A 12,039-nucleotide genomic window follows, 5' to 3' on the forward strand; every position below is an offset into this window, starting at 1 on the left:
GTGATCCAGATCACGTCTATTATTTAGTTATCGATCGTTAAGTAATTGCTTGCGACGCCATTCATCTGCATAAGGTCACTATTATGAAAAACGTAAAAACCCTCATCGCTGCGGCGATTTTAAGCTCCATGTCATTTGCCAGCTTTGCGGCTGTTGAAGTTCAGGCAACACCAGAAGGTCAACAAAAAGTGGGTACTATCAGTGCTAACGCGGGGACAAATCTGGGATCGCTGGAAGAACAACTGGCACAAAAAGCGGATGAGATGGGTGCTAAATCTTTCCGTATTACTTCAGTAACCGGTCCGAATACCCTCCACGGAACGGCAGTAATTTATAAATAAGCATTAACCCTCATTAATGCCTGTTATTGCTGCTTTTTCCCCGCAACACCCTGTGCTGCGGGGATTTTTTTGTCCGCGATTTACAGCGTTTGTTGATTCACTTGATGACGGCGCACATCAACCGGCATTCCGGAACGCACATCCATTACGCGCTGCATCACTTCGGCGTCAGTTTGCGCAGCATTTTTAAATGCCTGCATCGTACTGTTGAGCGTAATCGGCAACAATTGCGGATCGTCATCTATCTTCTCTGACAGCGGCTGATGCACTTCCACCAGACGTGCGCCGTTTGGTTCGGCAGAGACTTTAATCGGCGTGTTGATAATATTCACTTTGGTGCCGGGGCTGACCTGGCTGAAAAGTGTTTTGATATCGTCATCGCGCAAACGGATGCAGCCAGAGCTTACCCGCATACCAATACCGAAATCGGCGTTCGTACCGTGAAGCAAATAGACACCGCCATAGGCCGCCAGACGAATCGCATGATGGCCCATCGGGTTATCCGGTCCTGCCGGAACGACTGGTGGAAGCTCAATCCCCTGGGCTTTATAACGGGCGCGGATGTTTGCCGTCGGCGTCCAGGTTGGGTTTGCACGCTTGTCCGAAACGGTAGTCACCATTGTCGGCGTCAGTGTGTCACCCCCCAACTGACCAATGCCGATGGGGTACACGGTCACTGAATTTTTGCCCGGTGGGTAGTAATAGAGACGCAACTCTGCAATGTTGATCACAATGCCTTCACGCGGCGCGTCTGGCAGTAAAGTTTGCAATGGAATGGTTAACACACTGCCTGCGCGCGGTACATACGGATCAATACCGGGATTAGCCTGTAACAGAGCGAGGAAGCCGACGTTATATTTTTTCGCGATAGCTTCCAGCGAACCACCATCGTTTTCCACCACATGAAATTTGTTTTCGCCAACCAGACGACTACCCGCTGGCGGTAGCGGCCAGGTGTTGGCTTTTGCCGGTAGCACCAGAGCCACGGCAGCGGCGAACGTAAAAAACGTTAGCCAGCGAGAAAAACGCGTTTTGATCATCACCAAAAATCCATAATAAATATAAGGTTATTGTAATAAAAAGATAAGTCTGAATTATGGATGGTGGCAGTGTCGGATAGTGCAGGGAAGTGCAAAGAATTTGTAAATGTTGGGGATGGGGGCGCAGAAACGCCCCCGATTTGCCATTATGCGATCGCGTTCTCTTCCAGTTCACGCATAAACTGGCGCACCCATTCGATACGTTTTTTCCGTTCGCCCAAATCCTGAATAAACTTCAGGCGCGTCGGGCCATCGAGACGATAGTGCTGTGGCTGCTTTTGCAGCAAACCAATCAGCCAGGCAGGATTCACGTGATTCTTCTCGGCAAATTCGATCACGCCGCCTTTCTCATTCCCTTCCAGCTTCCTGATCCCCAGCTTCTGCGCTTGCTGGCGCAGACGGGCAATATCCAGCAGGGTACGCGCCGGATCCGGCAGCAGACCGAAGCGATCGATAAGTTCGACTTTGATCTCTTCCAGTTCGCTTTCCGTTTTGGCGCTGGCAATACGTTTATAGAACGACAGACGGGTATTTACATCAGGAATGAAGTCATCCGGCAACAGCGACGGCATCCGCAGTTCGACTTCCGTTTGCTGGCTGGTGAGATCTTCCAGCGACGGCTCGCGTCCGGCTTTCAGTGCATCGACGGCGTTTTCCAGCAACTCCATATACAGCGAGAAACCGATAGTTTCCATCGAACCACTTTGTTCTTCGCCGAGCAGTTCACCGGCACCGCGAATCTCCAGATCGTGCGTTGCCAGCGCAAAGCCCGCGCCAAGGTCTTCCAGAGACGCAATCGCTTCGAGACGTTTTTGCGCATCGGTAGTCATCGCTTTCGGATGCGGCGTCAGCAGCCATGCATATGCCTGATGATGCGAACGTCCGACGCGGCCACGCAGCTGGTGTAGTTGCGCCAGACCGAAGTGATCCGCGCGTTCAATAATAATGGTGTTGGCGGTAGGGATGTCGATCCCGGTTTCGATAATCGTGGTACAAACCAGCACGTTAAAACGCTGATGATGGAAATCATTCATCACCCGTTCCAGTTCGCGTTCGCGCATCTGCCCGTGACCGATGGCAATCCGCGCTTCTGGCACCAGTTCCGCCAGCCGTTCGGCGGCTTTCTGGATGTTTTCCACATCATTATAAAGATAGTAAACCTGCCCTCCGCGCAGAATTTCACGCAGGACAGCCTCTCTGACCACCAGACTGTCGTACTCACGGACAAACGTTTTAACTGCCAGACGACGGGCGGGTGGCGTGGCAATAATCGACAGATCGCGCATTCCGCTCATCGCCATGTTCAGCGTACGTGGGATCGGCGTTGCGGTAAGCGTCAGAATATCCACGTTCGCGCGCATCGCTTTAATGCGCTCTTTATGACGCACCCCGAAGCGGTGCTCTTCATCGACAATCAGCAGGCCTAAATCTTTAAACTTGACGTCACTTTGCAGCAGTTTGTGCGTACCGATCAGAATATCGATTTTCCCTTCCGCCACTTCCGTAAGGATTTGCGTCTGCTCTTTGGCGCTGCGGAAACGGGAGATCATTTCGATGCGTACCGGCCAGTTGGCGAAACGGTCGCGGAAATTGTCGTAATGCTGCTGTGCGAGAAGAGTCGTTGGCACCAGTACCGCCACCTGCTTGTGGTTCTCTACTGCCAGGAAAGCGGCGCGCATCGCCACTTCTGTTTTACCAAAGCCAACATCGCCGCACACCAGACGATCCATTGCCAGCGGCTGACACATGTCGCTAAGCACCGCATTAATCGCCTGCGCCTGATCCGGCGTGGTTTCGAACGGGAAGCTGTCGCAGAACAATTGGTATTGCTCGCGATCGTGTTTAAACGCGAAGCCCTCTTTGGCGGCGCGTTGCGCGTAGATATCCAGCAATTCCGCTGCCACATCACGCACTTTTTCCGCCGCTTTCTGCCGCGCCCGCGACCAGGCATCGCCGCCAAGTTTATGCAGCGGGGCATTTTCTTCCGCGCCACCGGCGTAACGGCTAATCAGATGCAGCGACGATACCGGGACATACAGTTTGGCGTCGTTGGCGTAAGTGAGCATCAGGTACTCGCCGGTAATGCCGCCAGCCTCCAGGGTGGTCATTCCGGCATAGCGCCCGACGCCGTGCTCCAGATGCACCACCGGCTGACCAATGTGCAGCTCCGCGAGGTTGCGGATCAGCGTGTCAGGGTTGATGGTGCGGCGTGAGTCCTGACGACGACGGGCAACGCGTTCACCGAGCAGATCGCTTTCGCAAATCAGCGCCAGATTACGTACCGTATCAACAAAACCATGTTCGGCAGCGCCAATCATCAGATAACGCCCACGGTCGCTGGCCTCATCGAGACGCATAATACGTTGTGGAGCTATTTTAATACGGGCGAGCAGTTCACCGAGTGCTTCACGGCGACCTTCACTTTCTACCGAGAACACCACCGGGCCGTCGAAAGATTCAAGAAATTTACGCAGCGCATCCAGCGGGGCTTTTTGCTGCGCCTGAACGGCAAGGTCTGGCAGTTTCTGAAAGCCTAAATTGGCATTCGCTGCTTTTGTCGGTAAATGTTCATTTTTTAGCTGTACACGCGGCCAGTTTTTCAGCTCTGAGAACAGTTCATCGACCCGCAGCCAGAGCGATTGTGGCGGCAGCAGTGGACGCATCGGATCGACGCCGCGATTCTCAAAACGCGCCAGCGTGTCAGCCTGGAAACGTTCGGCACTGTTTTCCAGATCGCCAGTATTCACCAGCAATGTATTGGCAGGGAAATAACTGAACAGTGGCGGCAACGGTTCGCTGAAGAATAGCGGTTGCCAGTACTCGATCCCGGCAGGCAATGTGCCTTTGCTCACTTGTTGATAAATATGTTCTGGATCGCGTTTTACTTCGAAAGAATCACGCCACTGACTGCGGAACAGTTCAATTGCCGCTTTATCGGTCGGAAATTCGTGCGCGGGTAGCAGGTTGATAGCTTCAACTTCCTCCAGCGTGCGTTGGCTATCGACATCAAATACTCGCAGGCTGTCGATTTCATCATCAAAGAAATCAAGACGATAAGGTAGCTCACTACCCATCGGGAAGAGATCCAGCAATGCGCCGCGCGTGGCGTATTCACCGTGCTCCATCACCTGATCAACATGGCGATAACCGGCGCTGTCCAGTTGGGTACGCAATGCATCTCGTGACAGACGCTGACCTTTTTTCATCACCAGCGCATGACCGTGGAGAAAACTGTGCGGGCAAACGCGCTGCATAAGCGTATTCACCGGAACAATCAGTACGCCACGTTGCATCGTTGGTAACTGGTAAAGGGTGGAAAGACGCGAGGAGATAATATCCTGATGAGGCGAAAAACTGTCGTAAGGGAGGGTTTCCCAGTCCGCCAGATTCATCACCATCTGGTCGGTGAACTGGCTGATTTCATCATGCAAACGTAGAGCATTTTGCATATCTGGTGCAATGAGCACCACCGGTCCGGTGTGACGTTCGGCAATTTCCGCTACCAGCGTCGCGCAGGCAGCGCCGGTTAACTCGCCCAGCAGACGCTGTTCACCCGCTTTGACGGGCAGCGTATAACGATATTGTTCAGGCATAACGGTTGTCAGATTCTCGTTAGGATATGCCTCAACATATGGGGGCATATCTCTGATAAGCAATGCTGTTCATTATCCGGAATCGACATGGTTTAGCAAATTGAATCGCCCCGGCTGGGGCGATGGCTTAGCGAGAATAACTGGTTGCAGGCAGAGAAGGCGGGGAGAACAACAGGTCGCTGAATGCGCGTTGTGAAAATTTTCGTACCAGCAAGCCAGCCAGTGTACAAATCAACAAACTGACAAAGGGATAAACCAGCAGGAGCGCCAGTTCGAGTTGCGGCGACCAGCGCGCCGCGTTCATTTGCGGAATCAGACTTAAGCTGAATATCTCTACCAGAATGCGATGGGTGGTGTAGATGGCAATGGTGTTGGAACCAATCACATTCAGCAGGCTGGAGGAGCGCATACCGAAACGCTGTTCGTACTGATAAAACAGCTTCATGATCACCACAATCGACACCAGCGACAACAGCAACGAAATATTAAACAACCAGGCACTGACCGCCAGAACGGCCAGCAGTGAAGACATCAGCAGATGGCGGCGCAACGGTACTTCTTTAACACAGGTCATTAATGTTGCGCCAAACCATGCGCCAAGGCTGTAATAAGGCAAATTGCGGATCACACTGTTCATTCCCCACCACGGCGTGGGAACGAAATTAACAGCCACACTCATCAGTACAAACAGGGCGAATAACGGCAGAGCCTGGCGATTAAAAATTTTACATATCACGAAATAGACAATTAAAGCGTACAGATACCACAAGCTGGTGCTGGCGGTGAGCATCCCGTGCAGGAATTCACCTGTGGAATCGGCATAAGCGGCATTGGAGGCATTGCTTAAATCGCGCTCAGGTGCCAGCCACTGATTCAGTGCGCTTAGCGCCAGCCACTGCACCACGCCCCAAAGCGCCAGCACCCAGAAGATGCTCCAGATGCGTTTATCGAGACAATTTCCCCACGGTACGCTGTCGATATAGCGGCGAATCAAATAGCCGGATATAAAGAAAAAAACCGGCATACGAAAGGGTGCAAGGTAAAGATTGAAATAGATCCAGCATTTGCTCAGGACTTCCGATAACGGATGCTGAAAAGTGGTCATATGCGGATAAAAGGTAATGACCGAGTGATAAATCACTACCAGACATATACATAACCCTTTGATCTGGTTAATCCATAGCTCTTTTTGTTTCATCAGGACAACACGCTCTTTTTATTTAACATGCTGTTGATCCTGAGGGGCCAGTCGCGTGGAGTAATGCGTATCTGTCTGTATTTGGTTATTTTTCAGATAAAGATCAGGCCACAAGGCCGATGAGAAAATGAGGCCCTTTAGTCGATTGATTTGCTGGTACTTTTCAGATTAGCCCTGACGATCACTTACAGTTCAGACGTTTACCCATCTTGCTTTCGCTTATATACTCGTGTCTTTGCTACAGCAACCAGACGGATTTCATGTACCAACCTGTCGCTCTATTTATTGGCCTGCGTTACATGCGTGGGCGTGCAGCGGATCGCTTCGGTCGTTTCGTCTCCTGGCTTTCTACCATCGGCATTACCCTCGGGGTGATGGCGCTGGTCACAGTATTGTCAGTGATGAACGGCTTTGAGCGCGAGCTGCAAAACAACATCCTTGGCCTGATGCCACAGGCAATTCTCTCTTCTGAGCATGGCTCTCTTAACCCGCAGCAACTCCCGGAAACGGCAGTCAAACTGGACGGCGTTAATCGCGTCGCACCTATTACTACCGGTGATGTGGTACTGCAAAGCGCGCGCAGCGTGGCGGTCGGGGTGATGCTGGGTATCGACCCGGCGCAAAAAGATCCACTAACGCCGTATCTGGTCAATGTGAAACAAACTGACCTCGAGCCGGGGAAATATAATGTCATCCTCGGTGAACAGCTTGCCTCACAGTTGGGCGTCAATCGCGGTGATCAAATCCGCGTGATGGTGCCATCTGCCAGCCAGTTCACGCCGATGGGGCGTATTCCAAGTCAGCGCCTGTTCAATGTGATTGGTACTTTTGCCGCTAACAGTGAAGTCGACGGCTATGAAATGCTGGTGAATATTGAGGATGCCTCGCGTCTGATGCGTTATCCGGCAGGCAATATCACCGGCTGGCGTCTGTGGCTGGATGAGCCGCTGAAAGTGGACTCGTTAAGCCAGCAAAAACTGCCAGAAGGCAGTAAATGGCAGGACTGGCGCGACCGTAAAGGTGAGCTGTTCCAGGCCGTGCGCATGGAAAAAAATATGATGGGCTTGCTGCTGAGCCTGATTGTCGCCGTTGCGGCGTTTAACATTATTACCTCGCTGGGGCTGATGGTGATGGAGAAGCAGGGCGAAGTGGCAATCCTGCAAACGCAGGGTTTAACTCCGCGACAAATCATGATGGTCTTTATGGTACAGGGTGCCAGCGCCGGGATTATTGGTGCGATCCTTGGAGCGGCGCTTGGCGCACTGCTTGCCAGTCAGCTGAATAATCTGATGCCGATAATCGGCGTCCTGCTTGATGGCGCGGCGCTGCCGGTCGCTATCGAACCTTTACAGGTCATTATTATTGCGCTGGTGGCGATGGCTATCGCGCTGCTTTCTACGCTTTACCCTTCCTGGCGCGCTGCCGCCACTCAACCCGCTGAGGCTTTACGTTATGAATAAGATCCTGTTGCAATGCGACAACCTGTGCAAACGCTATCAGGAAGGCAGTGTGCAAACCGACGTGCTGCACAATGTCAGTTTCAGCGTGGGCGAAGGCGAAATGATGGCTATCGTCGGTAGCTCTGGTTCTGGCAAAAGCACCTTGCTGCACTTGCTGGGTGGGCTGGATACGCCAACTTCCGGCGATGTGATTTTTAACGGTCAGCCGATGAGCAAACTATCGTCGGCGGCGAAAGCAGAACTGCGTAACCAGAAGCTGGGCTTTATTTATCAGTTTCACCACCTGCTGCCGGATTTTACCGCGCTGGAAAACGTGGCTATGCCGCTGCTGATTGGCAAGAAAAAGCCCGCTGAAATCAACAGTCGAGCGTTGGAAATGTTAAAAGCGGTGGGGCTGGAGCATCGCGCGAATCACCGTCCATCCGAACTTTCTGGCGGCGAACGTCAGCGTGTGGCGATTGCCCGTGCGCTGGTTAATAACCCGCGTCTGGTACTGGCGGATGAACCTACTGGTAACCTTGACGCACGTAACGCCGACAGCATCTTCCAGTTGCTTGGGGAGTTGAATCGCTTGCAGGGCACCGCTTTCCTGGTGGTTACTCACGACCTGCAACTGGCGAAACGTATGAGCCGCCAGTTAGAAATGCGTGATGGTCGTCTGACGGCGGAACTGAGCCTGATGGGGGCGAAGTAATGGCGATGCCTTTATCGTTATTAATTGGTCTGCGTTTTAGTCGCGGACGGCGGCGTGGCGGCATGGTGTCGCTGATCTCCGTCATTTCTACCATTGGCATTGCACTTGGCGTGGCGGTACTGATCGTCGGCTTAAGCGCGATGAACGGCTTTGAACGCGAACTGAATAACCGCATTCTGGCGGTAGTACCGCATGGCGAAATTGAAGCGGTGGATCAGCCGTGGACTAACTGGCAGGAAGCACTGAATAACGTGCAAAAAGTGCCAGGTATTGCCGCCGCTGCGCCGTATATCAACTTCACGGGGCTGGTGGAAAGCGGAGCGAATCTGCGCGCGCTTCAGGTAAAAGGGGTTGATCCGCAACAGGAACAGCGCCTAAGTGCGCTGCCCTCGTTTGTCCAGGGCGATGCCTGGAACAATTTTAAAGCCGGTGAGCAGCAGATTATTATCGGCAAAGGCGTAGCGGATGCGTTAAAAGTGAAGCAGGGCGATTGGGTGTCGATCATGATCCCAAATTCGAATCCCGAGCATAAACTGATGCAGCCAAAACGAGTGCGCTTGCAAATTGCCGGAATTTTGCAGCTGAGCGGTCAACTCGATCACAGTTTTGCCATGATCCCGCTGGCGGATGCCCAACAATATCTTGATATGGGTTCCAGTGTGTCAGGTATTGCCCTTAAAATGACGGATGTTTTTAACGCCAACAAACTGGTGCGTGACGCGGGCGAAGTGACCAATAGCTATGTTTATATCAAGAGCTGGATCGGCACTTACGGCTATATGTATCGTGATATCCAGATGATCCGCGCCATTATGTATCTGGCGATGGTACTGGTGATTGGTGTGGCCTGTTTTAACATCGTCTCCACTTTAGTGATGGCGGTAAAAGACAAGAGTGGCGATATCGCAGTATTAAGAACGCTGGGCGCGAAAGACAGTTTAATTCGCGCCATTTTTGTCTGGTATGGATTGCTGGCTGGGTTGTTCGGCAGCTTGTGCGGTGTGATTATCGGCGTGGTGGTTTCGCTGCAACTCACTCCGATTATCGAGTGGATTGAAGATCTGATCGGCCATCAGTTCCTCTCCAGTGACATTTATTTTATTGACTTCCTGCCATCGGAATTGCACTGGCTGGACGTCTTCTACGTACTGGTCACAGCATTGTTGCTGAGTCTTTTGGCAAGTTGGTATCCGGCGCGGCGCGCCAGTAATATTGACCCTGCGCGAGTCCTTAGCGGCCAGTAAAGGCAGTACATTAAAACAAGGAGCGGCAATGTATTACGGGTTTGATATTGGTGGAACAAAAATTGCGCTAGGTGTGTTTGATAGTGGTCGGCAGTTGCAGTGGGAAAAGCGGGTGTCGACGCCGCGTGACAGCTATGACGCTTTTTTAGATGCAGTATGCGAGCTGGTAGCCGAAGCTGATCAACGTTTTGGCTGTAAAGGTTCTGTCGGCATTGGTATTCCGGGAATGCCAGAAACAGATGATGGCACGCTGTATGCCGCCAATGTCCCCGCCGCCAGCGGTAAACCGCTGCGTGCCGACCTGAGCGCACGTCTTGAGCGCGATGTGCGACTGAATAATGACGCTAACTGTTTTGCCCTTTCTGAAGCCTGGGATGATGAATTTACCCAATATCCGCTGGTGATGGGGTTAATTCTCGGTACTGGCGTTGGCGGTGGACTGGTATTCAACGGTAAGGCGGTGACGGGTAAGAGCTACATTACCGGCGAGTTTGGTCATATGCGTCTGCCGGTCGATGCGTTAACCATGATGGGGCTTGATTTCCCATTACGCCGCTGCGGCTGTGGTCAGCATGGCTGCATTGAAAATTATCTGTCTGGTCGCGGTTTTGCGTGGCTGTATCAACACTATTATCATCAACCGTTGCAGGCTCCCGAAATTATTGCGCTTTATGATCAAGGCGATGAGCAGGCAAGGGCGCACGTTGAGCGTTATCTCGATTTATTAGCGGTTTGCCTGGGAAACATCCTGACCATTATTGACCCTGATCTGGTGGTCATTGGCGGTGGGTTATCCAATTTCCCGGCAATCACAACGCAACTGGCGGACAGGCTGCCTCGTCATCTCTTACCTGTAGCTCGTGTTCCGCGCATTGAACGCGCGCGCCACGGTGATGCAGGCGGAATGCGTGGAGCTGCCTTCCTACATCTAACCGATTAAACAACAGAGGTTGCTATGCTGTCGCGTCGGGGTCATCGGTTAAGTCGTTTTCGTAAAAATAAACGCCGCCTGCATGAGCGTTTACGTCAGCGTATTTTTTTCAGAGATAAAGTGGTGTCGGAAGCAATGGAAAAACCAAGAGTACTCGTACTGACAGGGGCTGGTATTTCTGCGGAATCAGGTATTCGTACCTTTCGCGCCGCAGATGGCCTGTGGGAAGAACATCGGGTTGAAGATGTTGCGACGCCAGAGGGCTTTGATCGCGACCCGGAACTGGTGCAAGCGTTTTATAACGCTCGTCGCCGACAGTTACAGCAGCCAGAAATACAGCCTAACGCTGCGCATCTTGCGCTGGCTAAACTGCAAGATGCCCTCGGCGACCGCTTTTTGCTGGTGACGCAGAATATCGATAACCTGCATGAACGCGCAGGCAATACCAATGTGATTCATATGCATGGAGAATTGCTGAAAGTACGTTGTTCGCAAAGTGGACAGGTTCTCGACTGGACTGGCGATGTTACGCCAGAAGATAAATGTCATTGCTGCCAGTTCCCGGCTCCGCTGCGCCCGCACGTGGTGTGGTTTGGCGAAATGCCGCTCGGCATGGATGAAATTTATATGGCACTGGCAATGGCAGATATTTTCATTGCCATAGGCACATCCGGGCATGTTTATCCGGCCGCCGGGTTTGTTCATGAAGCAAAATTGCATGGCGCGCACACCGTGGAACTGAATCTTGAACCGAGCCAGGTTGGTAACGAATTTGCCGAGAAATATTACGGTCCGGCAAGCCAGGTAGTGCCAGAGTTTGTTGAGAAGTTGCTGAAGGGCTTATAAAGCAGGAAGCATTGCCTGATGCGCTACGCTTATCAGGCCTACGATGGGGCGCAATTAATTGAATTTGCGGGTTTTGTAGGCCGGATAAGGCGTTCGCGCCGCATCCGGCATAATACACGCGCACTTTACCGGCCTCTTTTAACTTTTACTCGTCCATAACAGTGCTGCAAAAAACGTACAGACTCCAATCAGCACCGCCCAGAGCGGCGATATTTTAACAATCACAAAGCTATTATCGATATACAGGCATAAAGCCTGATAGCCCATATTGGCGACAGTCATGGCCACTGCAAATTTTAACGCATAAATAAAACGTGTCGTGTAGTAAAAGATCCAGGAAAATAAGACAAACGCTGCAGCCCAGGAGATAAAACCTAATGTCGAGGTGCTGCCTGGCGGATCATTCTCATGCTTTTGTTCGGGATGCGGATAATAGACATTGACTCTGTCACCTTCGCTATCTTCATAAAAATCACTACCAATACTCGAATTAAAAATTAGCGTGTAATCTGGTGTAGGGCGAAAGGCAACCACTGGATACCAGGAACCATTATCACCGACGTCGTTTGAGTGATTGTTGTACCAAACGGCATCAACAATGATTCCTTCTGTATGAACCGCGCTTTTGGTAAAAGTAAAATGGTAATAAAAGATAATTGCAGAAATAACGAGCAATATCAGACCAATACCGA

9 protein-coding genes and 1 pseudogene are annotated in these 12,039 nt (G+C 51.8%); 6 read left to right on the forward strand and 4 right to left on the reverse strand.

Annotation, left to right across the window (positions count from 1 at the left end; all coding sequences use genetic code 11):
- Nucleotides 1–83: 83 nt before the first annotated feature.
- Nucleotides 84–341 carry a multiple stress resistance protein BhsA gene (bhsA, locus tag WES_RS12415; protein ID WP_000800147.1) on the forward strand — a complete coding sequence of 86 codons (258 nt, stop codon included), beginning with the start codon at nt 84–86 and terminating at the stop codon, nt 339–341.
- Nucleotides 342–421: 80 nt separating this feature from the next.
- On the opposite strand, the gene ldtC is transcribed toward bhsA, so the two are convergent.
- The 3 genes from ldtC to WES_RS12400 all read right to left on the reverse strand — a co-directional run bounded on the left by ldtC (nt 422) and on the right by WES_RS12400 (nt 6,172).
- Complete coding sequence (gene ldtC, locus WES_RS12410) at nt 422–1,384, reverse strand: L,D-transpeptidase LdtC (protein ID WP_077637662.1); 963 nt, start codon at nt 1,382–1,384, stop codon at nt 422–424.
- Nucleotides 1,385–1,527: 143 nt separating this feature from the next.
- Nucleotides 1,528–4,974, reverse strand: coding sequence for a transcription-repair coupling factor (gene mfd, locus WES_RS12405; RefSeq protein WP_024195118.1), 3,447 nt, complete (start codon nt 4,972–4,974; stop codon nt 1,528–1,530).
- Between the two features lie 127 nt (nt 4,975–5,101).
- The gene (locus WES_RS12400; protein ID WP_016158080.1) at nt 5,102–6,172 is read right to left on the reverse strand and encodes an acyltransferase family protein; all 1,071 of its coding nucleotides are present in this window, start codon (nt 6,170–6,172) and stop codon (nt 5,102–5,104) included.
- Nucleotides 6,173–6,432: 260 nt separating this feature from the next.
- Between WES_RS12400 and lolC the strand changes: the two genes are divergently transcribed.
- Genes lolC through cobB form a run of 5 tightly spaced genes read left to right on the forward strand, consistent with a single transcriptional unit; the run spans nt 6,433 to nt 11,347 of the window.
- Nucleotides 6,433–7,632 (forward strand): lipoprotein-releasing ABC transporter permease subunit LolC, encoded by a 1,200-nt coding sequence (gene lolC, locus WES_RS12395; protein ID WP_016158081.1) that lies wholly within the window; start codon nt 6,433–6,435, stop codon nt 7,630–7,632.
- Nucleotides 7,625–8,326: a lipoprotein-releasing ABC transporter ATP-binding protein LolD gene (lolD, locus tag WES_RS12390; protein WP_016158082.1), complete on the forward strand. Its 702-nt coding sequence runs from the start codon at nt 7,625–7,627 to the stop codon at nt 8,324–8,326. The genes lolC and lolD overlap by 8 nt, the downstream gene beginning before the upstream one ends.
- On the forward strand, nt 8,326–9,570 hold the full coding sequence (gene lolE / locus WES_RS12385) for a lipoprotein-releasing ABC transporter permease subunit LolE (RefSeq protein WP_016158083.1): 1,245 nt from the start codon (nt 8,326–8,328) through the stop codon (nt 9,568–9,570). The genes lolD and lolE overlap by 1 nt, the downstream gene beginning before the upstream one ends.
- 28 nt (nt 9,571–9,598) lie before the next feature.
- Nucleotides 9,599–10,510 carry an N-acetylglucosamine kinase gene (gene nagK, locus WES_RS12380; protein WP_016158084.1) on the forward strand — a complete coding sequence of 304 codons (912 nt, stop codon included), beginning with the start codon at nt 9,599–9,601 and terminating at the stop codon, nt 10,508–10,510.
- A 15-nt stretch (nt 10,511–10,525) separates the two neighbouring features.
- On the forward strand, nt 10,526–11,347 hold the full coding sequence (gene cobB, locus WES_RS12375; protein ID WP_000952723.1) for a Sir2 family NAD+-dependent deacetylase: 822 nt from the start codon (nt 10,526–10,528) through the stop codon (nt 11,345–11,347).
- Nucleotides 11,348–11,485: 138 nt separating this feature from the next.
- Here the strand turns inward: cobB and WES_RS24485 are convergent.
- Nucleotides 11,486–11,782: pseudogene (locus tag WES_RS24485) on the reverse strand (hypothetical protein); the annotation flags it as partial.
- Nucleotides 11,783–12,039 lie beyond the last annotated feature (257 nt).

Source organism: Escherichia sp. KTE31 (assembly GCF_000407925.1).
Lineage (GTDB): Bacteria > Pseudomonadota > Gammaproteobacteria > Enterobacterales > Enterobacteriaceae > Escherichia > Escherichia ruysiae.

What these genes read in the sequence shown, in the direction of transcription:
- nagK (WP_016158084.1), top strand. Translation starts at nt 9,599, where the DNA reads ATGTATTACGGGTTTGATATTGGTGGAACAAAAATTGCGCTAGGTGTG.
- lolE (WP_016158083.1), top strand. Translation starts at nt 8,326, where the DNA reads ATGGCGATGCCTTTATCGTTATTAATTGGTCTGCGTTTTAGTCGCGGA.
- bhsA (WP_000800147.1), top strand. Translation starts at nt 84, where the DNA reads ATGAAAAACGTAAAAACCCTCATCGCTGCGGCGATTTTAAGCTCCATG.
- lolD (WP_016158082.1), top strand. Translation starts at nt 7,625, where the DNA reads ATGAATAAGATCCTGTTGCAATGCGACAACCTGTGCAAACGCTATCAG.
- mfd (WP_024195118.1), bottom strand. Translation starts at nt 4,974, where the DNA reads ATGCCTGAACAATATCGTTATACGCTGCCCGTCAAAGCGGGTGAACAG.
- lolC (WP_016158081.1), top strand. Translation starts at nt 6,433, where the DNA reads ATGTACCAACCTGTCGCTCTATTTATTGGCCTGCGTTACATGCGTGGG.
- cobB (WP_000952723.1), top strand. Translation starts at nt 10,526, where the DNA reads ATGCTGTCGCGTCGGGGTCATCGGTTAAGTCGTTTTCGTAAAAATAAA.
- WES_RS12400 (WP_016158080.1), bottom strand. Translation starts at nt 6,172, where the DNA reads ATGAAACAAAAAGAGCTATGGATTAACCAGATCAAAGGGTTATGTATA.